This is a genomic window from Virgibacillus kimchii (genome assembly GCF_055379185.1).
Map to the genome: position 1 here is coordinate 1367826 of NZ_AP043951.1, position 24067 is coordinate 1391892.

At 40.8% G+C, this 24067-nt stretch carries 20 protein-coding genes, 1 pseudogene and 1 other annotated feature; of the genes and pseudogenes, 6 read left to right on the forward strand and 15 right to left on the reverse strand.

The annotated features are described in order from the left end of the window. Positions 1–27: 27 nt before the first annotated feature. A complete protein-coding gene (gene refZ, locus ACZ42C_RS07010) occupies positions 28–654 on the reverse strand; it encodes a forespore capture DNA-binding protein RefZ (protein WP_461180705.1) in 627 nt (208 codons plus the stop codon). Positions 655–774: 120 nt separating this feature from the next. Here refZ and ACZ42C_RS07015 point away from each other — a divergent pair, with 120 nt between their 5' ends. Next, on the forward strand, positions 775–1257 hold the full coding sequence (locus ACZ42C_RS07015; protein ID WP_461180706.1) for a GAF domain-containing protein: 483 nt from the start codon (positions 775–777) through the stop codon (positions 1255–1257). 21 nt (positions 1258–1278) lie between these two features. Here the strand turns inward: ACZ42C_RS07015 and ACZ42C_RS07020 are convergent. The 3 genes and pseudogenes from ACZ42C_RS07020 to ACZ42C_RS07030 form a co-directional block, all read right to left on the reverse strand. Continuing rightward, a pseudogene (locus ACZ42C_RS07020) lies at positions 1279–1784 on the reverse strand (diguanylate cyclase domain-containing protein); the annotation flags it as partial. Positions 1785–1983: 199 nt separating this feature from the next. Further along, on the reverse strand, positions 1984–2367 hold the full coding sequence (locus ACZ42C_RS07025; RefSeq protein ID WP_461180707.1) for a hypothetical protein: 384 nt from the start codon (positions 2365–2367) through the stop codon (positions 1984–1986). A 30-nt stretch (positions 2368–2397) separates the two neighbouring features. Further along, positions 2398–2613 carry a hypothetical protein gene (locus ACZ42C_RS07030; protein ID WP_461180708.1) on the reverse strand — a complete coding sequence of 72 codons (216 nt, stop codon included), beginning with the start codon at positions 2611–2613 and terminating at the stop codon, positions 2398–2400. A 363-nt stretch (positions 2614–2976) separates the two neighbouring features. Here ACZ42C_RS07030 and rpsD point away from each other — a divergent pair, with 363 nt between their 5' ends. Then, positions 2977–3579 (forward strand): 30S ribosomal protein S4, encoded by a 603-nt coding sequence (rpsD, locus tag ACZ42C_RS07035; protein WP_461180709.1) that lies wholly within the window; start codon positions 2977–2979, stop codon positions 3577–3579. A 408-nt stretch (positions 3580–3987) separates the two neighbouring features. Here the strand turns inward: rpsD and ACZ42C_RS07040 are convergent, their stop codons facing one another. Together ACZ42C_RS07040 and tyrS are read right to left on the reverse strand one after the other, a co-directional pair. Continuing rightward, positions 3988–4908: a nuclease-related domain-containing protein gene (locus ACZ42C_RS07040; protein WP_461180710.1), complete on the reverse strand. Its 921-nt coding sequence runs from the start codon at positions 4906–4908 to the stop codon at positions 3988–3990. A 961-nt stretch (positions 4909–5869) separates the two neighbouring features. Next, positions 5870–7141, reverse strand: coding sequence for a tyrosine--tRNA ligase (gene tyrS / locus ACZ42C_RS07045; protein WP_461180711.1), 1272 nt, complete (start codon positions 7139–7141; stop codon positions 5870–5872). A 53-nt stretch (positions 7142–7194) separates the two neighbouring features. Further along, positions 7195–7410: a binding site (T-box leader), on the reverse strand. A 136-nt stretch (positions 7411–7546) separates the two neighbouring features. Here tyrS and ACZ42C_RS07050 point away from each other — a divergent pair. The 4 genes from ACZ42C_RS07050 (at position 7547) to ACZ42C_RS07065 (ending at position 13304) form a co-directional block, all read left to right on the forward strand. Further along, positions 7547–10591 (forward strand): transglycosylase domain-containing protein, encoded by a 3045-nt coding sequence (locus ACZ42C_RS07050; RefSeq protein ID WP_461180712.1) that lies wholly within the window; start codon positions 7547–7549, stop codon positions 10589–10591. Between the two features lie 250 nt (positions 10592–10841). Then, positions 10842–11495, forward strand: a complete 654-nt coding sequence (locus ACZ42C_RS07055; RefSeq protein ID WP_461180713.1) for a GNAT family N-acetyltransferase — start codon at positions 10842–10844, stop codon at positions 11493–11495. A gap of 1 nt (position 11496) precedes the next feature. Further along, positions 11497–12150 carry an acetoin utilization AcuB family protein gene (locus ACZ42C_RS07060; protein WP_461180714.1) on the forward strand — a complete coding sequence of 218 codons (654 nt, stop codon included), beginning with the start codon at positions 11497–11499 and terminating at the stop codon, positions 12148–12150. Beyond that, the gene (locus tag ACZ42C_RS07065; protein ID WP_461180715.1) at positions 12147–13304 is read left to right on the forward strand and encodes an acetoin utilization protein AcuC; all 1158 of its coding nucleotides are present in this window, start codon (positions 12147–12149) and stop codon (positions 13302–13304) included. Before ACZ42C_RS07060 ends, ACZ42C_RS07065 begins: the two co-directional genes overlap by 4 nt. 151 nt (positions 13305–13455) lie before the next feature. Here the strand turns inward: ACZ42C_RS07065 and motS are convergent, their stop codons facing one another. The 9 genes from motS to ytpR form a co-directional block, all read right to left on the reverse strand. Then, complete coding sequence (gene motS / locus ACZ42C_RS07070; RefSeq protein WP_461180716.1) at positions 13456–14217, reverse strand: flagellar motor protein MotS; 762 nt, start codon at positions 14215–14217, stop codon at positions 13456–13458. Further along, positions 14207–15031 (reverse strand): flagellar motor protein MotP, encoded by an 825-nt coding sequence (motP, locus tag ACZ42C_RS07075; RefSeq protein WP_461180717.1) that lies wholly within the window; start codon positions 15029–15031, stop codon positions 14207–14209. The genes motS and motP overlap by 11 nt, the downstream gene beginning before the upstream one ends. Before the next feature lie 129 nt (positions 15032–15160). Further along, positions 15161–16156 (reverse strand): catabolite control protein A, encoded by a 996-nt coding sequence (ccpA, locus tag ACZ42C_RS07080; protein WP_461180718.1) that lies wholly within the window; start codon positions 16154–16156, stop codon positions 15161–15163. Between the two features lie 194 nt (positions 16157–16350). Then, entirely contained in the window at positions 16351–17436 is a 1086-nt protein-coding gene (locus ACZ42C_RS07085) for a bifunctional 3-deoxy-7-phosphoheptulonate synthase/chorismate mutase (RefSeq protein WP_461180719.1), read from the reverse strand. A 327-nt stretch (positions 17437–17763) separates the two neighbouring features. Further along, positions 17764–18195: a YtxH domain-containing protein gene (locus ACZ42C_RS07090; protein WP_461180720.1), complete on the reverse strand. Its 432-nt coding sequence runs from the start codon at positions 18193–18195 to the stop codon at positions 17764–17766. A gap of 19 nt (positions 18196–18214) precedes the next feature. Continuing rightward, on the reverse strand, positions 18215–18619 hold the full coding sequence (locus ACZ42C_RS07095; RefSeq protein ID WP_461180721.1) for a DUF948 domain-containing protein: 405 nt from the start codon (positions 18617–18619) through the stop codon (positions 18215–18217). A gap of 372 nt (positions 18620–18991) precedes the next feature. After that, positions 18992–20290, reverse strand: coding sequence for a UDP-N-acetylmuramate--L-alanine ligase (gene murC, locus ACZ42C_RS07100; RefSeq protein ID WP_461180722.1), 1299 nt, complete (start codon positions 20288–20290; stop codon positions 18992–18994). Positions 20291–20911: 621 nt separating this feature from the next. Beyond that, positions 20912–23266 carry a DNA translocase FtsK gene (locus ACZ42C_RS07105; protein ID WP_461180723.1) on the reverse strand — a complete coding sequence of 785 codons (2355 nt, stop codon included), beginning with the start codon at positions 23264–23266 and terminating at the stop codon, positions 20912–20914. Between the two features lie 190 nt (positions 23267–23456). Beyond that, positions 23457–24059 carry a YtpR family tRNA-binding protein gene (gene ytpR / locus ACZ42C_RS07110; RefSeq protein ID WP_461180724.1) on the reverse strand — a complete coding sequence of 201 codons (603 nt, stop codon included), beginning with the start codon at positions 24057–24059 and terminating at the stop codon, positions 23457–23459. Positions 24060–24067: the final 8 nt, after the last annotated feature.

The window sequence follows — 24067 nt, forward strand, 5'->3', positions numbered from 1 at the left end:
ACAAATAAATTAAGAAAACGACATCTTTTATTTTTTAACATGGATATTTTGCTGATCAGTAATAAAATCGAGCCATTGATGGATGGTCTTCACATATTTATTTACAAATATTTCACCGGTAAAATCTGCTGCCCGGTCATTCTTCCATTCGTTATGCATTATGTAAGGCGTAATCAGCATGCCTTTCAGCTGCATGAATAAATAATGTTTCTCATCGGAATTCATTTTCCGGTTCTCCATTGTACGTTGAAATGCATGCTGTAAATAATGATTTTCCTTTGCCAAATACGTAACTGCCATTTCTCTGACGAAAACAGAATCCAAAGACAGTTCCCGATGGACAAAACAAGAGAATTGATGATTGCTCTGTTTATACTGTATAATAGTAAAAATTAGGGTTTTCAGCCTGTCCAGTGCTGTTAATTTTTCTGTTTTCTCCAGTTCTGCTTCCATTACATTCAAGTATTCTTCATAGTAATGGGTAACTGCGTATTCCAACAATCCTTGTTTTCCTTTAAAATAATAACTGATTAAGGACACATTGACAGAAGCTTTCTCTGCAATATCACGGACACTTGTACCATGAAAACCTTTTTGGAAAAATAATGAGGATGCTGCTTCAACTACTTTTTGTTTAGACGGATTTGTTTTCACCTTTTTCAACTCCTTACTTCAAGATTACGACAAACAAGCAAATATTCCTGCATTTTTTCCTCGACAAAATAATCAGCTTTGTCGAATATCATGAGAAATTTATGAAGGAGAGAAATAAATATGTTTGAAACCGCTGTTTACTCAGGCTCAAAAGAAAAAGATTATGCACTTGTCATTAATCAATTAAAAGCATTAAGCGAAGATGAATCGGACACAACCGCCATCCTAGCCAACGCATCCGCTTTGCTGAATCAATTTTTAACCAATATTAATTGGGTCGGCTTTTATATCTGGAAAGAGAATGAGTTAGTACTCGGCCCTTTCCAGGGGCTGCCTGCATGTATTCGGATCGCATATGGCAAAGGGGTATGCGGTACAGCAGTAAAGGAAAGGAAAACCCAGCGCATTGCCGATGTCCACGCTTTCCCCGGCCATATCGCATGCGATGCAAAAAGCCAATCCGAAATCGTTATTCCCATCATAAACGATGGCAATATTTACGGTGTGCTTGATATTGACAGTCCGATCAAAGACCGCTTTGACGCGGAGGATGAAACTTATCTTGAAAAATTTGTTATTGAACTGGAAAAACACTTGCAATAATTGAGCTGCAATATAATTTTAAAAAACGGAAGTCCCCGTATTCATATCCGAAGTGAAAACGGGGTTCCTGTTCCAATCAAGATTTCTACACTTTCTTTTCTTCACTACACTGTGTTTACCGCTTTTTTTGGCTTCATGCAGTGCCTTATCCGCTCTAATAAACAAGTCACCTACAGATTCATCCCTGCTGTGGTCCCAGGAAGATACTCCGGAAGACAGGGTAATGGACGGGTTTGTGTTTTCTATCACATTCCTTAAAATCAACCCTGCAACTTGCACCCCCTGGTTAACCGTGATGTTCGGGGAATAAAGCGCCAATTCCTCTCCTCCCCACCTTGCTGCCACATCCATTGTTTCTGTATAGGTAAAGATAATTTCTGCTACTTTTTTTACACTTCATCACCAATATGGTGTCCGTAGTTATCGTTTACGATTTTAAAATCATCAATATCAAACAATATTAATGTCCCGGTTTTGTGTTTTGCAATCTGTTCCTCCAGGTAATTACGTGAGTACAGGTTTGTTAAATAATCCGTAATAACAGCTTTCTCAAGTTTCTCCATTAATAATGCATTTGCCAGTGCAAGAGTGGAATGCCAGATTAAAGCCTATAGAAGCTTAAAAACATCAAAGGTAAAATAGTCCTTATCTTCATGCATAACGACAATCATCCCGTGCAGCTCTCCGTCCTTAATTCACCAGACATAAACGCTTGCAAACCGCACTTTATCGTGTTACCCCTACTGTATTCCATTTTTTAACAGGCAAGTCCAGTACAGGTTCCATATCCTGGGCAAGCAATAAATAAAGCGTGATTTCGGGGTATAGATCCTTGAGAAGTTTCGTTACTTCCTTTAGAATATCCTCTTTACGTGAAAATGAAAATAAATGTGCTGCTAAATCAGATAGAACTGTCTGAAGTTTTTTCTTCATGAGCTTTGCTGAAACCCCGGAAATACCGCGCATAAACTTTTCCGTCTCTGTTTTAATGATATGTAATATTTGTTTATCAAAATACTTTTCAAAGGCAATATAGATGAATGCTTTCTCCTCAGATCCATTTACGAGTTGAATAATCTGCCCCCCGCACATCGTTGAAAGGTGATACATGTTGGGGATCTGTTGTTTTAACGTTTTCTTTTAAATCTGCTGTTTCATTCTGAAACGGGGATTGCAATTGATAAACTGTAAACAGGGATCATACAAATAGATTGCTGCACAGCTGGCATGTACGATTTTTGTTAATTTTTTCATCATCCCGGTCCATAACTGGTCAAGATGATCCAGGTTACATTCCGAGATCAAATCAAAGTAACTGGTTTTTAATTCTTTCCGCAATTGAGAAGGGAATGTCATAAGCCTCATCCTAATCTTTGATATATTTATACCATCCGAGCTTTACAGTCACTCAATAAAACGCGGAAACAAGCTATTATTTTCATTATATTTTCCTATACACAAATATGCATACTGGTTTTTGAATTCTTTATTGACTTCCGGCCCTAAACGTTATATACTATTCGTTGTGTAAAATATTAAAGTAGCCTATGTGTTTTTCTATTTGCACCCATTTTGTTCCTCGTTGCGGAAAATTATTTCCCGAGGTGTATCGCGTAACTCTTAGCTGCTGGAGCGATGGTACATGAAAACATAATGGACAGGTAGGAATGTCACGCTCTTTTATTTTATGCAAATAAAATAAAAAGGAGGAAATGTCTTATGGCACGATATACTGGACCAGTATGGAAAAAATCACGTCGTCTTGGCATTTCATTAACCGGAACTGGTAAGGAACTGGATAAACGCCCTTACGCTCCTGGTCAGCACGGACCAACACAACGAAAGAAAATGACAGAATACGGACTGCAGATGCAGGAAAAGCAAAAGCTCCGTTTCATGTATGGATTGAATGAACGTCAATTCCGTACACTGTTTGACGCAGCAGGTAAAATGAAAGGGATCCACGGTGAAAACTTCATGATTCTGCTCGAATCACGCCTGGATAACCTTGTTTACCGTATGGGATTGGCTCGTACACGCCGCCAGGCCCGTCAGCTTGTGAACCATGGTCATATTACTGTAGACGGACATCGCGTTGATATTCCATCCTACCGTGTTCAACCAGGTCAGGAAATCGGACTGCGTGAAAAATCCGAAAAACTTGATATTATTGAGGAAGCAATTGAAGTAAACAACTTCGTTCCTGAATACATCACGTTTGATGCAGACAAGAAAACAGGGACGTACAATCGTTATCCTGAGCGCGCTGAGTTACCGGCAGAAATTAATGAAGCGCTTATTGTTGAGTTCTACTCTCGTTAATAGGACTAAAAAGCCCCTCCGATTTGTGGAGGGGCTTTTGCTTTTCTATACATAAATTGGATGCGTGTCTGATAAAGGGACATTTTCGCCAATCCAGGAAAAATCTCTTCTATATTCCCTATGGTAGAAATTTCATTGGAAAAACATGAGATTTTTTCCTTCATAGCGTGGCTCGGGGACAGTTCTATAGCAAACACATGTGATTTTGTCCTTGATAGCGCGGCTCGAGGACAATTCTATAGCAAACACAGGCGATTTTGGCCTTGATAGCGTCGCTCGAGGACAGTTCTGCAACAAACAATGGCAATTTTGGCCTTGATAACATGGCTCGAGGACAGTTCTGCAGCAAGCACATGTGGCTTCGGTAAACATTATGAAACGGAGCCTGCCTCCGATTTTTACTTCTATTTACTCGTAGTATACCCATCGATTTTCTCCTAACTTTTTATAATTTTTGTCCAGTATTCTTTTTATTCTCTTTTTAGAATGTATTACTTGGCACCAATCATGGATAACATTCGTTGTAATTATTTGATCCGGAAAAAGAAGCTTGTATTCCTGCACACTGCGTATGACTGCTTCTGTAACTTTTTCTGCGTAACCGCATTTATGGCAAACACATTTGGCCCCTTCCACGATAACGGAAAAAGAATTACATTCCAGACAGATAATACCTTTTTGAAGTTGATCATATTGGTAAGGGGGCAAATTTCCATGATCCTTTTTGGAAATATGAAGTGATTTTAACTTCTCAGCAAGCATCTTGTGTCTATTATTTAATTTTAAAGGTATGTTACTTAGCTTGTTTAAATAACGTTTGATTTGATTTGGGTAAATAATAGGTTTGTTAAGTGGCGCTTGATATAAAGTAAACTCAGAATGAATAAAAACTACCGAAGGACTAATTGGGAGATTGTATCCTTGTTTGAAGAGCAGCTTTCGAAGGAGAGATTCCTTTCTATCTAACTGGTGTAAAGGGTTAGTAATTTCCAATTGGGATTTATTGGATATCTTATAAAATTTACCTGATTCGTCATCGTAATAATAGTCCCCATCAAGATTTTTAACTTCATACAGGTAGATGGTTTCCGAGGTAATAATAAGTGTATCAATTTGGAAGGTAGTGTTATTGGAGTTCAGCAGCAGGTCATTTAATATAAAACATTCGCATTGGAGCTTCTCCGTTAATGAATCAAATACTCTCTCTCCTTCATAGCCTTTTTTGAGGGAATAGTAATACTGCTTGTCCCTGCCGGATAAATGCATTCGAACATCCAAATACTCGAAAGCTTCCAATTCATAAGGTTTTTTATGTTGTTTGTAAAGCATCGACATTTTCCTTTCTTTTTGATTTGGCCGGATTCTTCTTCATAAATTAATTACCTTACTAATATCAAGAAATCGGCCATTAGTTAGAATAATTATACGTCAAGCAATCTATAATTGGAAACTATTTTTTCAATTTTTCACTAGAATAAGTACATGGATCAAGCAGTTATTGCTTTTATAGGAAGCTAAGTAAATAACTGCCAAAATATAAAAAGTACAAAACATACTAAGATTAATGGGTAAGATCATCGACGGGTGACCTTACCCACTATTTTCTTTTTTAAGATATAGTGAGAAGTGAAAGAAAGCCCGGACGAAGCCTCGAGGATCATGAATCCGAATATAAAACCGGGCTTCTTCACTTTCATTTTTGAATCAGGTTTAAGTATGTTGGGGCCGATGAGCTCGTGTAAAGGAAATTGGAATCGAAATGAATAGGTGAAGAACTTTCATACAAACAGAAGAAAGAGGCTGGGACAAAGATTAAAAGATCCGCACTTCACACAACTTGCGCTTATAGGCCAGATCCGGAAAATATTCTCAGCTTTCAACACGGGCACAAATACGAGATCTGGGACTGCGCGTAAATGCTCGTCCCACCGAAGAGCATCTGGGACTGCGCGTAAATGCTCGTCCCACCGAAAAGCATCTGGGACTGCGTGTAAATGCTTTTCCCACCGAAGAGCATTATTCAAAATCCCTTTGGTCGCTTTCACAGTGTCTTCTTTGCCGCCGGCCTCCTTGTGCCGACATATTCCGCGGTCTCCCCGTGCTGACATATCCCCGGGGGATGTGCCGGATCCTATTCCCCGGAATGACTAAATACATCTCCATTATGTCATCGCACACAGAAAACATGCATGCATGTTCAAGGAGTTTACGTATATTTCCGGAGCTGACAAGACGGGTTGTACGCCAATTTAACACATTTTGACCCAGCCTCTTTCCTTAAATTCCCATCTTATTCATACCGAATCAAAGTATATTTCTTCTTTCCCCGCCGGATAAGGGTAAACTTATCTTCAAGGCGGTCTTTTTCATCCACGGTATATTTTAAATCCTGCACGCGTTCCCCATTAATATAAATGGCCCCGTTGGAGATATCCTCCCTCGCCTGTCTTTTTGAAGAAGAAATGGAAGCATTCACCAATAGATCAATTAACCCGATATCCTCTTTCCCTGTTTCATAAGATGGTACATCCTTGAATCCTTGTTCAATTTCACTTACAGACAATGCTTTCACATCTCCACTGAATAAGGATGAAGAAATATTCTGTGCCTGCTTAAGGGCTTCTTCACTATGGACTTCTCTTGTCATTTCTTCTGCCAGACGTTTCTGTGCAGCACGTTTTTCCGGACGGGTCTTCACTTCCGTCTCCAGTTCCTGAATCTCTTCTTCGGAAATAAAGGTAAAATAGCGTAAAAACTTAATAACATCACGATCATCGGTATTCAGCCAGAACTGATAAAATTCATACGGGCTGGTCTTTTCCGGATCAAGCCATACTGCACCACCGGCCGTTTTACCGAACTTCGTGCCATCTGCTTTTGTGATCAGTGGTACGGTAAGACCAAATACATTTGTTTCTTCCTCCAGATTTTCTCTGGACCGCCGGATATATTCCATTCCCGCAGTAATGTTGCCCCACTGGTCGCTTCCTCCGATTTGCAGTGTGCAGTCTTCCTGTTCATACAACTTCAGAAAGTCTATCGATTGTAAAATCATGTAACTGAACTCAGTGTAGGTGATCCCCTGCTCTATTCTGGCTGACACAGATTCTTTAGCGAGCATGTAATTAATGCCGAAATGCTTCCCTGCATCGCGCAGAAAATCAATGACCGTCATTTTGGAAAGCCAGTCATGGTTGTTTCTGGATACTACCGGGATTTCGTCTTCGTCCGATTCCACCAGCCTGGAAATTTGCTCCCGGATTTTTTCTGTGTATCCAAGTACGACTTCACTTTCATTCAGAGTACGTTCTGTCGTACGACCACTCGGGTCTCCAATCATTCCGGTTCCCCCGCCAACCAGTGCAATGGGCTTATGCCCTGCTTTCTGAAACCGTTTCAGCATCGTAATTGGCAGTAAATGACCAATATGCAGACTGTCAGCCGTTGGATCAAACCCGCAGTATAATGTGACCTGATTCTCATCCAGATGCTTTTTCAGCCCTTCTCTGTCTGTTATTTGATGTACCAATCCCCGTGTTTCCAAATCCTCTAAAATATCCAAACTCTTCACACTCCATCATATTTTATATTGAAAATAAAAAACTCCTCCCTAAAGAAAGGGACGAGTTAGACGCGGTACCACCCTTGTTGCAACTTAGATTGCCACTTCGGATTGTTAACGATGTTTCCACCGTCTCCAATGATGATATACTTCATCAATGAGAATGCTCCGGATATGTAATTCGCCTGCAAATATGTCTGGCTTTCACCTGCCGCCAGCTCTCTGAAACAGGGATTTGCATAACTACTCGTATCCTTCCCGGCACATAGCTTCATTTTTATCAGCAAATAAATTATTATCTATTCATAACACAGTTGTACAAATAAAGCAAGAATCAACCAAAATTTTTATACAAGATAAACCTATCTATGCTATAATAGAAAAGCAATTATAGGAGGTTTTGACATGGATTTAAAGCAATTTTACCATAAATCCGGCCAAAAAGTGAAGGAGTTATGGAGGACAGGAAAAATTCAGCGTTCATCCAGAATTACGTACGATGTTTTCTGGAATGTAATTCTGTTTTTCCTTATCGTTGGCTTTATTGGCATGTTTTTTGCCGGAGGTCTTGGTGCGGGCTACTTTGCCTCTCTTGTTAAAGATGAGCCTGTTCGCCCGTATGAAGTGATGGCAGATGATATTTACAATTACGAGGAAACATCGAAACTGTACTTTGCGGATGACATTTATATCGGCAATGTCCAGGCAGACTTGTTCAGGGAAGATACATCCCTGGAAGATGTGTCGCCTGTTTTAATTAATGCGGTCATCGCAACTGAGGATGATAATTTCAATGAACATGACGGTATCGTGCCAAGTGCCATTTTGCGTGCGATTGTCCAGGAAGCAACAAACGCCGATACAAGAACGGGCGGAAGTACGTTGACACAACAATTAATTAAAAATCAGATACTTACAGATGAAGTTTCCTTTGAACGGAAAGCGCAGGAGATTCTTCTTGCTATGAGGTTGGAACGTTTTTTTGAAAAGGAGGAAATTCTGGAAGCATACTTAAATATTGTACCATTTGGCAGAAATGCATCCGGAGACAATATAGCAGGAATTCAAACAGCTGCACAGGGTATATTTGGCATAGACGCAGAAGAAATTAATCTTCCACAGGCTGCTTTTCTTGCGGGCCTTCCCCAAAGCCCTTCTGCTTATACCCCCTTTACCAACCAAGGGGAATTAAAGGACGAAAACGGGATGCAGCCCGGAATTAACCGGATGAAATCGGTGTTAAGCCGAATGCTCGATTCCGGCTATATTACCGAGGATGAGTATGACGAAGCGATGGAATATGATATAACAGCTGACTTTACAGAAGGAGCAGAATCACCCCTTGACTCCTATCCGTATTTGACTTATGAGCTGCAGAACAGGGCAAAAGACATTTTAAAGACGCATCTGGCTGAACAGGATGGATATACAGAAGAGGATCTGGAAGAAGATGCAGATTTGAATCAGGAATATGATGAAATGGCCAGAAGAGACTTGCGCGTTGGCGGTTATGACATCCACTCCACCATTGATAAAGAGATTTATGACTTAATGCAGAGAGTGGCGAAAGAATATCAATATTATGGACCTACCAGGACCTTTACAGAGGAAGACCCCGATACAGGCGAAATGGTGGAAAAAACCAATCCTCTTCAGACCGCTGCTATGCTGATTGAAAATAATACAGGTAGAATCATCAGTTTCGTCGGTGGTCGTGAGCACAGTCAAGAGCAGGAATTAAATTATGCCACACAGGCAACCAGATCACCAGGAAGTACAATAAAACCCCTGCTCGACTACGCTCCGGCAATGGAAAAAGGGAGAGTACAGCCGGGTACGCCGATAGCTGATTATGACAGAAATTATCCGAATTGGAATTTAGGCAATTATGGCGGGGGCCATTATGGAATTGTTTCCGCCAGAACCGCGCATGCTAATTCCTATAACATACCGGCAGCAGAGGTATATCTGGATATTATGGATGAAAGACCTTCAGAAGAGTATTTGGAAAAGATGGGTATTTCCACTCTGTCTGAATCGGACCATGAGATCCGTTCTTTATCCATCGGTGCTATGGACAGGGGAGTATACATCGAAGAAAATATTAATGCCTTCTCCACCTTTGGGAACAACGGACAATTTGCCGATGGATTTATGATAGAAAAAATTACTACGGAAGACGGAGATATTGTTTATGAACATGAAACAGAAGAAGTTGAAGTATTCAGCCCACAAACAAACTATTTAATGATTGATATGATGCGAAGTGTAATCAGCGAAGGTACGGGGCAATACCTGAACTCACAATTGCGTTACGGAAGTGTGGACTGGGCAGGAAAAACAGGAACATCCAATGATTATCATGATGCCTGGTTTGTTGCGACTAACCCCAATGTGACATTTGGGACTTGGATGGGTTATGATACGCCTCATTCCATTTACGAAACAGGTTCACACTTAAGCTACAGCCGAATGAACATGCAGCTTTGGGCAGATTTGATCAACGCTGCGACAGATAATAACCCGGATTTGCTGGCACCGTCTGACAGGTTCACACGCCCGGACGGCATTGTCGAAAGAAGCTATTGTGCCATCTCCGGTATGCTTCCATCTGATTTGTGTGAAGAAGCCGGTCTTGTTAAAACCGATATTTTTAATGAGAAATACGTACCTACAGAGGAAGATGACAGTTTGATTTCCGGTAATACTGTAATGGTGGACGGAAATGCCGTTGTTGCCGGACCGGATACACCAAGTGAATTTGTGGAAGGAGATGGCCTTGCCTTTAACCCTGATTTTCTGGAACGGATGGGCTGGGATGAATTGAGCGATTTGACACAGCTTTATCCACGTACCGAAACAGAAAAATGGGAGAAAATAAGTGTTTCTCCTTCCAATACAGGGGCAAGCAGCTCCATTGAAGATACCGGCAGTGCTCCATCTGCACCGTCCGTTTCATCATCGGGCTCAAATCTATCCTGGGATAGAACGACAGGGCAAAATATTGTGGGATACCGGGTGTACCGAGCAAGTGAATCCGGCGGAAGCTTTTCCCGAGTGGGCAGCACCACTGATACCGACTATTCCATCGATTCATCAGATGGCGTCTATCATGTGAAAGCTGTTGACTATTTTGGCCGTGAATCATCTGCATCCAATGAAGTCTCTATTGGAGACGGAAACGGAAACGATAGTGCCGATGACAGCAACGGAAATGATAATGGCGATGAAAATAACGATAATAACAACAATGGCAATAACAATGATGACGAAAACAGAAATGATGAGGAAAGTAACAACGGGGAAAATGGGAACGGAAACGGCAATAGTGGAAACGGAAATGGCAGCAATGGCACCGACGATGAGGAGGAAGATGATGAGGATGATGCGGATGAGGACGAGGAAGACGAGAACGAGGATGAAGAAGACGAAGATGAGGAAGTAGATTAATAGTTTAAAAGGGAAGCGTTTTGCTTCCCTTTTTTATTGGCAGTAAAATCCTTCCATTAATAAAACTCATTGGTCCTGCTTTCATTTTAATTCTTAATACGTTCAAGAGAATAACTCCCGCTTCTATGGCTTTAAATGAATGCATCATGACATCGATTTACACTTTTTTTGATTTATGACTAAAATTACACAGCAATATCCTGTATAATACAATGTAAGCGATTTTAAAATTATGTAGGCGGTGAAATGGATGGAGCATAAGAAAAGCTATCATGTGCAAACACGTGATGCTTCCGGTGAAACAATTACCATTGAAGGCCCCCTTCCTTCCGAGGAATTAAAAAAATATCATTTTCATGAATTGTTAACAGCCTTTCGCCCTGCTGAAAAACAATTTGAGGCACTTTTAAACATTGCCGATTTTCCTGAAGGCAGAATTATCATTGCAAGAACGGAGGATACCATTGTTGGTTATGTGACCTATTTGTATCCCGATCCGATGGAACGATGGTCGGAATTCAACATGGAAGACTTAATCATGCTGGGAGCCATCGAGGTGATCCCGGATTATCGCGGTGCAGGGGTGGCTTCCGGTTTATTGAAAGTTTCCATGATGGATGATTTTATGGAGAATTATATTGTGATTTCGACGGAATATTACTGGCATTGGGATCTGGACAGAACATCATTGAGTATTTGGGATTACCGTAAAATGATGGAAAAAATGATGGCAGCCGGTGGACTGCTACCTGCCCCAACTGATGACCCGGAGATCATTTCCCACCCGGCCAACTGTCTGATGGTACGTATTGGAGAAAATGTACCGGAGTCTTCGATCAAAGAGTTTGATAAATTACGATTTTTACAGAGACATAGGTATAAAAGTATGCGGGAGGGGTTGTAACATGCTTGTTGAAGAAATTATGAAAACGGACGTAGTGACTTTGCCGCCCAATGCAACGATAAAAGAAGCATTATTGTTGCTGCAAAAGCACCGAATCAGGCATATACCTATTGTGAATGAAGACTTTTTCGTAGTCGGCATTGTTTCAGACCGTGATGTCCGTGATGCGAGTCCGTCTATTTTTGAGGATGAAGAAGATAATTCCCATGAAATGGATTATGAACTGCGCTCTATCATGAGTTCACCGGTAGTTACGATTCATCCGCTCGATTTTGTGGAAGAGATTGCCCGGATTTTTTATGATGAAGAATTTGCTGCATTGCCTGTGGTGAGAGACAATAAATTGATCGGCATCGTGACTGAAAAAGATATGCTGTATACACTTATTCAACTGACAGGCACCCATGTCCAAAGTTCCCATATTGAGATAAAAGTACCCCACCGGCCTGGTATTTTGCCTGAAGTCACATCTATTTTCGGTAAACGTAAGACAAATATTGTATCTGTGTTAGTATACCCTTACAAAGCGGACCCCGATTATAAGATACTTGTATTTCGCGTCCAAACGATGAATCCGTTGCCAATTATTCAGGACTTAAGAGATGCGGGATATGAATTAATGTGGCCGAATAATATACCGGAGCCAAAACTATGAAGTGTAATGCTTCCTTTGTGTTCTCCGATGCATTCCTGAAGTATCATTTTCATGAAGAACATCCCTTTAACCAGAAACGGGTGATTCTTTCAAAAGAGCTATTGGAGGAGACGAATCGGCTTACAAAAGAGCAAATAATAGCACCCCGCATGGCAACGGAAGAGGAACTTGCTCTATTTCATGATCGTTCCTATATTGAGGCAGTCAAAAAAGCCAGCAATGGAAGACTAACAGAAGCAGATGGGTATGAATTTGGTCTTGGCACAGAGGACACCCCTATTTTTGAAAATATGCATGAAGCATCAAGTTACCTGGTAGGCGGCACTTTAACTGCAGTTGATGCTGTCTTAAAAGGCGCAAGTGATCATGCCTTGAACCTGGGCGGCGGACTTCATCATGGCTTTAAACGAAAAGCTGCAGGGTTTTGCATATACAATGATGGTGCCGTTGCAATTAAATATATTCGGGAAAAATACAATTTGCGTGTCCTGTATGTAGATACAGATGCGCATCACGGAGACGGTGTGCAATGGGCATTTTACGATGATCCAAATGTATGCACATTTTCCATTCATGAAACAGGAAGGTACCTTTTTCCGGGTACAGGCAATGTGAATGAACGTGGAATAAAGGAAGGTCACGGTTTTTCCTTTAATCTGCCAATTGATGCATTTACCGAGGATGAATCTTTTCTTCAAGTATATGAATCCGCTTTCAGAGAGATTACGGATTTTTTTCAACCTGATGTGATTGTCACACAAAATGGTGCAGATTCTCATTTCTATGATCCTTTAACCCATTTATCTGCATCCATGAAAATTTATGAACGAATTCCAGTCCTATCCCATGAATTGGCACATCAATATTGTGACGGCAAATGGATAGCGCTTGGCGGTGGCGGTTATGATATTTGGCGGGTGGTTCCAAGAGCCTGGTCGCAAATCTGGAATGTCATGGCCCATGGGGAAGTGGCAGCCGGTTCGATTCCTTCCAGTTGGCTTGAAAAATGGCAGCCCAATTCTCCTGTTGAACTTCCAAAGTTCTGGCATGATCCGGAAGAAATCAGACCAAGTATACCAAGAAAAGTAGAAATAACGGAAAAGAACGAAAAGCTGCTTAAAAATCTGTTACAATATACAAAACCGGTGAAATAACAGGATGAGAACTTTTCTCATCCTGTTTTTTTAACAAACAATCATTTCAGATGGAGATGCATTATTCATCATTTAACATTCTAAAGCCTCTGCATTAAGTTTCTCGTTTTTCGTCCACATAAAAAAAGAAACAGGACAACCGTTCCCTGTTTCATTCCATAATTACTATTTCCACTCGTCTATTTTGGCTCCAATTTTGTGGTGAATCGTTTGGTACGGCCGGTCTTGTGTCAGCATAACCAGCTGCGCTGAACCGTGATTCATCAAATTCGTTTTCCTCAATAAGATAGCGGATGACACTGCTTGCCCGTGCCCCGGATAATTCCCAGTTGGATGGATACCTGTAATTGGAAATCGGTCTGCTGTCCGTATGACCCTCGACTTTCACACTATTTGGTAAATCATGCAAAAGTGAACCGATTTTACTTAAGAAAGGTTTTCCCGTATCCAATATTTCCGCTTCAGCCGACTCAAAAAGGATGCTTTCCTGTAATACAAGTACGACACCCCGCTCCGTACGATTAGCGGAAATAACCTGATGCAGCTCATTTTTCTCCAGGTAACTTTCCACTTCTTCCATTAAAGAGGTCAATGAATCAATTTCTTCTCTTTCATCACGGTCTGTATTATCCCTTAATTGTGTCGGTGTTTCAAATTCATTAGTATCCCTTCCGCGCTCTTCAATACTTGTATGTTCTGTCGGATATTCTGCAGGCACAGCAGAAGGATAGAAATCAAGTATCATCCTATTTTGAAATGATTCGGAAATAGCTTCAAATTTCACCAAATCAATTTGTGACATGGAAAATAAAAGAATGAAGAAAACCAAAATAAGAGTCACCATGTCTGAATACGTAACCATCCATTTAGGTGCACCGCTCTTTTTTCTTTTTTTAATTTCCCTACGCTTCATTTATTCTCTCCTCCACGAAACCGGCTTCTTCGGAATCTTCCTGTTGTTCCTTCGCTTCGTCGGAAAGAAAAGCACTTAATTTTTCTTCCAGAATTCTTGGATTCTGTCCAGACTGGACACCAATAATCCCTTCAATAATTACCTGTTTCATAAATACTTCTTCTTCTGTTTTACTCTCCAGCTTGCTTGCCATCGGGGAGAAAAACAAATTAGCCAGAATCGTTCCGTATAATGTGGTCAATAATGCCACAGCCATGCTCGGACCAAGAGTGGCCGGATCCTCCAGGCTATTCAGCATCATAACGAGCCCGACAAGTGTTCCAATCATTCCCCAGGCCGGGGCATATTCAGCAGCTTTTTCAATCAGGGCCCTGCCTCTGTAATGGCGGTCTTCCATCGCTGTTATTTCTGCATTCATAATATCATTAATAACTTCCGGTTCAATTCCATCAACAGCAAGATGGATGCCCTTACGAATAAATGGGTCATCCACTTCCTCTATATCACTTTCCAATGCAAGGAGGCCTTCTCTTCGCGCCCGTTCTGATAAACGTATAAATAAAGCAATTAATTCAGGTAGCCGCTGTTCATTTTTATGAAAGGCTTCATTCATCACCTTTCTTGTCAATTTAATCTGTTCCATCTTGAAATTAATCAACATGGAGGCAATCAACCCGCCGATAACGATAAAAATAGATGTAATATCCAAAAAGTTTACGGCACCTTCTGTTCCGCCTCTGGATGCCACTGCAAGCATAATCATTATAAAACCAAATGTAATGCCGATAGGAGTTAATATATCCCGTTTTCTCATAATCCCGCCCCTTAAACACTTGGCTTATCGCAAAGCCTTGCGGAAAAAGCCAATTACACTTATGCAGAACGAACTTGGAACTGCACAAGGCATTAAAATTTATTTCTACTCCTTATATCGGCAAATTATTTAATTAGTTGAACGCCTTTTTTCAATTCGATGAGGAAGGATTACTTTTTGCTCATCTACTTCTTCTTTGTTCATAAATTTGGTCAGAAGTCTCATTGCTACCGCACCAATATCGTACATAGGCTGGACAACCGTGGATAATGTCGGTCGAACCATGGTGGCAAGCCTCGTATTGTCAAAACCGACCACTTCGAGATCTTCCGGTACACGATACCCTTTATCCTGGGCCCCATGAATAACACCAAGCGCCATTTCATCCGAAGCAACGAAAACGGCTGTCGGACTCTCATTCAATTCCAGCAGCTGCTGTACTGCTTCTGCACCGGAATCATAGGAATAATCTCCGCGGATGATATAATCTTCATTAACAGCACCTGCCAGCTCCTGTAATGCCCGGGTATACCCTTTATATTTAAGCTCATTTATATGCCCGTCATCCTGACCGCATATAAATGCCGGCTGTTTATTCCCGCCATCAATTAGAGATTTGGTGGCTTCATATGCAGCTTGTTCATAATCAATATTTACTGATGGAACAACGGCCTGGTCGTCATACGTTGCTGCTAAAACAACCGGAACCGGAGCCGTTTGAAATTGTTGTACATGCTCTTCAGAAATATGTCCTCCCATAAAAATGAGGCCGTCCACCTGTTTTTCCAGCATGGTATCTATCAGTTGCAGTTCTTTATCTTTATTCTGGTCCGAATTGCTCAATATAATATTGTATTTATACATAGTAGCAATATCTTCAATTCCCCTTGCCAACTCAGCATAGAATATACTGGAAATATCAGGAATTATTGCACCGACAGTTGTTGTCTTTTTGCTTGCCAACCCTCTTGCCACTGCGTTTGGACGATAGCCCAGCTGCTCAATGACGCCTAATACTTTCTTTCTTGTTGTCGGTTTTACATTTGGGTTTCCATTTACCACTCTTGATACAGTTGCCATGGAAACGTTCGCTTCTCTTGCTACATCATAGATTGTTATGTTCACCGTTATAACCTCCTGCAATATATCTCTTATCGTCCTCTATTTTCTTTATCATACTCCACAATGAAAAAAATTACAAAAAGAAACACTGTATTTGAGCTATCCTACTAAAATCCCTGCAAAAAATAAAGGCTGCCATTTTTATGATGGCCAGCCTTTTTTTCATCCGATAGGAAATCACATTTCCACTATAATAATTAACGGGTTTCTGCTGCTTTCATCCGCTCATCCATAGAAAGAATCTCATCCATGAATGTATTAAATGTTGGAATATCCATTTGCTGTGCCGAATCGGAGAGAGCAACAGCCGGATCCGGATGCACTTCTGCCATGACACCATCCGCACCAATGGCAATAGCTGCTTTCGCTGTTGGCAATAATAAGTCTCTTCTTCCGGTTGAATGTGTCACATCCACCATGACCGGCAAGTGTGTTTCCTTTTTCAATACAGGTACGGCGGAAATATCCAGCGTATTTCTTGTCGCTTTCTCGTACGTTCTGATACCTCTTTCACAAAGTATAATATTTCCATTCCCGCGGGATATGATATATTCTGCTGCATTGATAAATTCGGAAATTGTTGCTGATAGTCCGCGTTTTAACAATACTGGCTTATCGACGTCTCCCGCCGCTTTCAGTAATTCAAAGTTTTGCATGTTTCTCGCACCAATTTGAATCACGTCGACATAGTCCAATGCTTCTTCAATATGGGCAGGATTTATGATTTCGCTGACTACCGCCAAGCCGTGCTTATCTGCTGCTTTTCTTAATATTTGCAGTCCTTCCACACCCAGCCCCTGGAAGTCATAGGGAGAAGTTCTCGGCTTAAATGCACCACCGCGCAACAACTTTAACCCTTTATTTTTCACGGCTTCTGCCACCTGTTCCACTTGCTCATAACTTTCAACAGCACAAGGGCCCATCACATATTGCGTATTTCCATTTCCCACTTTTGCGCCTTTTATATCAATAATTGTATTCTCAGGCTTTTTCTTTCTGGAAACAAGCAGTGCCTTCCGATGGTCATCCTCCTGCAACTCAAGGCCTGCTTTAAAAATTTCCTTAAATATATGTTGAATTGTGGCATCTTCAAACGGTCCATCATTTTTATCCGTTATTTTATCCAGCATATCTCTTTCACGAACTGGATCAAACCGTTTCGTACCCTGTTTTGATTTTATTTCTCCTATTTGCTGAACGAGTGTAGCACGTTTATTAATAAGTGATAACATATCCGCATTAACTTCATCCAGCTGCTCGCGTAATTGTTCAATATTTTCCATAGCTCATCTCTCCCTCATCTCAGTTAAAAATTTATAATTAGTCACCATTATAGCTAATTATTATTTCTTTGTCGATAACATTTGAAAATTAATATAAGAAAAGCCGTCTTATTTGCAAACACTATGGCAAGTTCTGCATTTTTTAGTTATACATTTGATCAATTTATCGTAAATGAGGGTTATGCCTTTTATTGCTCGTATTTAGAGCTCAATTTTCAAATAAACATGTTCAGGCGCCTGCAAAATTTTTTCATAGTTAATTGATGACCGTACCATAAAATATGCACTTGAACGTTCCGTTCAAGTGCATGAGTTTACATTTTCACCCTATTGTGTTTTTTTCATGTCTTCTGCTGTATTTTCAGCTTCCTCCACTGCTTCCTGTGCTTCATTTGCAGCTTTGTCAACGGCACTTTCTCCTTGTCGGCGCTTCTCTTCAATCTTTTCCTTTACAGACCCTGTTAATTCTTTTGTTTTATCTGTAGCATTCTTCGTAAGCTCGGAGCTGGTATCCATGGCTTTTCTCTTTAGTTCTGCTCCGGTTGTATATGCTTTATCTTTCCATACTGCACCTTTTTCCTGTGCCTGGCCTCCCAGTTCAATCGCACGGTCCTTCACTTGGCTTGCACCTTGGTTAATGTCACCGCGTAATTCTTTTCCGGTTTTTGGAGCAAATAATAACGCGGCTGCTGCACCTACCATTCCACCAATTAATGTACCAATAATAAAATCCTTCGTGTTTATGTTATTGTCCGCCATTCCGAATTCCTCCTCTTGTTTAATTTTTCTTTTTTTTCCATAAATCAATAATAGCAGATCCCCATTTAACAGCTTGTGAAACTTTTTCTGGGTCTTCAGATGCTGTTTTGGAGATGCTGTTTGAGAGTTGTTGCAGCGATTGATTAAAACCTTTCACGGAGTTTCCAATACTCTTTGCACCATCAAACAACCCGTCCACTTTCTCGGACTTTTGATTCAGATCTTCTGCCAATCGGTTTGTTTTGTTAAGCAGCTGTGTTGCCTCGGTAGTGACACCCTCCATTTGCTTTTCAAGCCCGTCCAGCGTTTCTGTTACATTGCTCATCGTCTTTTGTACTTGTTTAAACGTAGTGACCGCATACACGACCAATACCACAAAAGCAACTACTGCGATGAATGCTGCAATATACAACATAATTTCCATTTTGATTATCACTCCCTTTACTGTACCTGAATGAGCATGTACGGTGTTGTCGTGACCAGGGTCTTTAAAAACAAAGCTGATGAGATAGAAAGACAAGTCTCTTCATAACCTGTCATATGAATGCTATAAACGAGAGTATGATTCCTGCTGCCGATCGTACTATCTCATGGAAGCCTTGGATATGTGACTAAACCTTACATAAATGTTACCCTTTCTCTACTCTATTGAAACAAATTTAATGGTAAAAAAGCAAGCATACTTATCTTTATTATATTAACCATTTGACAAATTTGTATGAAAACGTGTCAGCATAAGGAAAAATATATCAAAAAAAGTATAGCAAATCTTAGATAAGATTCACTATACTATCGTTCATGCTGTAACTGCATTTTCATACGCTTCCTGAAACTTTTGAATATCTCCTGCCCCCATAAATATGAGTACACTGTCTTCGTGAGATCCCAAAACCCGAGTATCCGACAGTTCCAGAATTTTGCAACCATCAATCAATTTTTGTAAATCATTTATGGTAAGTACACCTGTCTCCTCCCTGGCAGAACCGAAAATATCACATAAATATACATGATCCGCTTCATTTAAACTGTCGGCAAACTCCTGCAGGAATGTTTTGGTTCTTGTAAATGTATGAGGCTGAAAAATAGCCACTACCGGTTTATCCGGATATTTTTTCCGGGCTGATTCAATGGTAGCTGTGATTTCTTTCGGATGGTGGGCATAATCATCAATGACAATCTGATTATTGACTTCTTTTTCGGTAAAACGCCGTTTTACACCTTGGAAGGTACTTAATTTCTTAATCTCCTCCACTTTCATATCTTCATAATGGCATATAGCGATCACTGCCAATGCATTTAAAATGTTGTGGTCCCCATACATGGGAATCGTGAACGTGTCATAATACGTATTGCGTACAAACACATCGAATTCCGTGCCTTCCTTTGTCTCCTGCACATTTTGTGCCTGAAAATCATTGGACGCATTAAACCCATAATACACAATAGGAACTTTTGTCTGAATGTGCTGCAGTTCTTCATCATCTCCGCAGGCAATGATCCCCTTTTTCACCCTGTCCGCCATGGATTGAAAGGCATCAAACACATCATCAATACTTGTAAAATAATCCGGATGGTCAAAATCTATATTCGTCATAATCGCATAATCCGGCTCATATTGCAAAAAGTGCCTTCGGTATTCACAAGCTTCAAAAACAAAGTACTGACTATCCACATGCCCCTTCCCTGTCCCGTCTCCTATTAAATAGGAAACCGGAAAAGCTTCGTTCAATACGTGGGATAAAAGACCTGTTGTGGAAGTTTTACCATGGGCCCCGGTAACTGCAATACTTGTGTACTGTTTTAGCCATTCACCTAAAAACTCATGGTAACGGTAAAAAGTCAAACCCAGTTCCATTGCTTTTTGTATTTCCAGATGATCATCTGCAAACGCATTTCCAGCGATGACAGTATGCCCCTCTTGTATATTTGATTCTGAGAAAGGGAGAATCGGAATACCCTTTTCTTCCAATGACTTCTGAGTAAAAAAACGTTTTTCCACATCAGATCCCTGGACTTTTTCTCCTGAGTCATGAAGGATCTGAGCCAATGAAGCCATTCCTGTCCCTTTTATACCAATAAAATGGTAAGTTGTCATAAAAAAGAACCTCCAAATTATGCTGTATGGTAACCTGATCCACATTTTCAGCGGGTTCGGTCTTCCAATTATTCAAATTTCATTTACGTTTATGTCTAAATACTGCATTTAATCTTACTTGAACGTTTAACCTCTATTCCTGTCTGTCACAAGGGCACTCGCACCTATTTTCACATTATATCAAAATATACACGGTATGAAAATAAAATTTCTCTTTTCCATAAATGACTAATTTTCGTTTTTAAGGTACCCACTTAACTGTATAAAGACAGACACCTATTTTCCTTTTGCATAATAACATTTACCAGCAGGCCTATTGCGGCCATTTTTCTACGTATATAAGGAATGGAGGAATTGATGATAATACAGGCAATCCTGCATTCTCTCCTCTTTCTGGAAATGCGCAGAAATTTGCATGATTCCTCTTCCGTTGTGTAAAAATGGTGACCTGGGCATAAACATTATAAGACGAGCATTTTTACCTATCGGGGTTCACTATGCTTTTACCCCATTGTATACATTTAATGTTTTAGATGTTCATCCCAATAAAAGCCTGCATCTTTACTACATTTCCATTTATTATATAGGTGCTGATAAATGAAAGGTCAGAGTAGGCTGTTCTTAGTATTCTTCTTCCAATTGCGCTTTTGTAACAAGTACCTCCCTTGGCTTACTGCCATTTTGACCGGAAATAATCCCTTTGTTTTCCAAAGTATCAATCAGTCTTGCTGCACGATTATAGCCGATCTTGTAATGGCGCTGCAATAATGACGTACTTGCACCTTGTTGGTTTAAGACAAATTCGATCGCATCCTGCAAAAGTTCATCTTCCGTTTCTTCCGTGGAAACCTCCTTCAGAAGTGTTTCCTGTTCAAATAAGTATTCAGGTTCTGCCAGCGTTCTGGCGTATCCGGTCACACGTTCTATTTCATCGTCGGAAACAAATGGTCCCTGCAATCTGATGCTTTTTCCTGTACCATTTTCAATAAATAGCATATCCCCTTTGCCAAGCAGTTTCTCCGCGCCCGATGTATCCAGGATCGTGCGTGAATCCACCTGGGAAGATACGCTAAAGGCAATTCTGGTTGGTATATTGGCTTTTATCAGACCGGTGATTACATCCACAGACGGTCTCTGTGTAGCCAGAAGCAAATGGATCCCGCATGCTCTTGCTTTTTGAGCAATTCGGCTGATCGCTTCTTCCACATCCTGTGGAGCGACCATCATTAGGTCCGCCAGCTCATCAATCACAATGACGATAAATGGCATTTTCTCATGATTGCGTCCCTGTCCGGTTACCTTTTGATTAAACCTTTCAATGTCACGTACTCCTTCTTCCACAAACTTTTCATAGCGCTCCTCCATTTCCCGGACTGCCCACTTCAACGCCTGGGTCGCAGCTTTTACATCAGTTATTACCGGGGATACAAGATGCGGAACACCATTGTAAGGAGCAAGCTCCACCATTTTTGGGTCAATCAAAAGAAACTTCACATCTTCATAATTTGCCTTATACAAAAGACTAACCAGAATGGTATTAATACAAACACTCTTCCCGGAACCGGTAGCACCTGCAATCAGACCGTGCGGCATCTTTTGTATATTAGTGATAAGCGGTGTTCCTTCAATGTTCAAACCTAATGCAATGGTTAACGGAGAGTCGCTGTTTTTAAAGGCATCCGTTTCAAATAACCCCTGCAGTCCGACCTTCTGTGACTTTTTATTCGGGATTTCAATGCCAATGGTCCGCTTTCCGGGAATAGGGGCTTCAATTCGTATATCTTTTGCTGCCATATTCAATTTTAAATCATCGCTTAAATTTTTTACCTTACTGACTTTCACGCCCAGTTCAGGCTGTACTTCAAAGCGGGTTACTGTTGGACCCTGGACGGCATTTACGACACGGGCTTTTACATTAAAATGCTTTAACGTCTGCTCCAACAATTCCCTCTGCTGGCGAATCCACCGATGATCCCCATTGGAGGATTCCTCCTTATCATCAAGCAAGTGGAACGGAATACGATCCGTTACTTTGTTTTCAGTAACAGTGCTTTTATGCTGTTTTTCCCGCTCCAGTTGTCTCTTTTTATCCGCCGGGGTCATCATAACATTGAAAGGAACATTGCCCGCCTGCTGCTGATTTCTAAGTTTCTTCCGGCTGTATTTCCGGTATGTATCATTGCTTTCTTTGGAATCCCGGTTGCCTGATTTCTCCCGGGAACGTGTTTGTCTGTCTGTTTGTATATTCTTTTGGTGAAATTTCTCATTTTCCTGAACAGTCGCTTCACTTCTTTGTTCTTCATTTGTTGTATCCGGCTTTGCTGCAAGTGCTTCTTTGGGATGTTGCCCATCGTCACCTGTTCTTTTCTCAATTCCCGGATCTTCGGCTAAAACAGGTTGTACCTCCGATTTGTTTACAAATATCTCCTGTTTCTGTTGCGAACTTTCCTTTTCCTGATTTCTATCATTTTCACCTGTAATCATCCCCGCCGCTGTTTGGTTAATCCCTTCTGTTTCTTCTGATGAAAAAATATTTTCTGCTGTTTCAAGTTCACTCACCTTTTCTTTTTTACGTTTATAGGCCGGAACATTCTCTATCTCTTTATTTTTGACACGGGGCTGGTAACCGTAAATAGGTGATGGAACTTCTGTCAGTTTAAATGGCTCATCCGAATCTTTTTTATATATTTTTCTTGAAGGTTTATGCTCTGTTTTTCTTGTGGTCTTCGGATGTCCCCGGCTTGGTTCAGTATTTCTCCGCTTATAGGCCGGGTTATCTGCATTTGATTTGTGTTTCGGCTGCTGTGCTTGTTGATCTGGGATGACAGGAAAACGAAAGGGTTTTTCTTTTGGATATTGATAGGTTATCTTTGCCTCTATATTCGGATTTCTGTTTTCCTGTCTTATTTCCTGCTGTTCATCCGACTCATCTTCAAAAAAAAGCTTCCCTAATTTCTTTTTCCATTTACCCCACATTATTACTCACTCATTTCTTTTTCTTGCAATACTTCTATTCTAGCATTATTACACCTGTTTGCCGATAAAATCATCCGGAAAATGCGGCTGCTTGCCGAGTAAGATAGGCCTTCATTCAGACTGCAGCCAAAAAGAATGACAACCCGCCTCCCTAAAGATTGCCATTCGTCATTTCATTCTGACCTTTATATTAAAATTCAAAAGGAGTTCCCGTTTTATACGTCTCATCAAGCACATAAATACCTTTTTCCTTTGGTGCATCCGGCAAACCCAGTTCTTTTTGCGAACATATCATACCATTCGATGGGACTCCCCGCAATTCTGTCGGTTTAATTTTCAATCCGCTTGGCATAACCGCACCAACCCTGGCAACAACAACTTTTTGTCCCCGTTCCACATTCGGTGCCCCGCAGACAATCTGCAGCGTGGAGTCGCCAACATCCACCTGACATACACTTAACTTATCGGCATTTTCATGGCTGCTCTTTTCTTTAACATAGCCAACTACAAATTTGGGACTGAGATCCAGATTCAACTCATCGTCCAGCCCATTTTTTTTCAAAACTTCCTGTACTTCACCTGCCAAAGCTTCACTCAATGGAATTCTTCCGGCAGAATCCAAAGAAAAATAGCGGGAAGCATTGAAAATGTTATAACCAATAATATTTCCGGCTTCATTTGTTATTTTTACAACATCCCCATGTTTTTCACTTCTTATTTGGTCGCGACCTGCTTCCCCCAACGGAAAAATAAGTACATCGCCAATCCCTTGCTGATTATAATAAACGTCCATTGCAATCA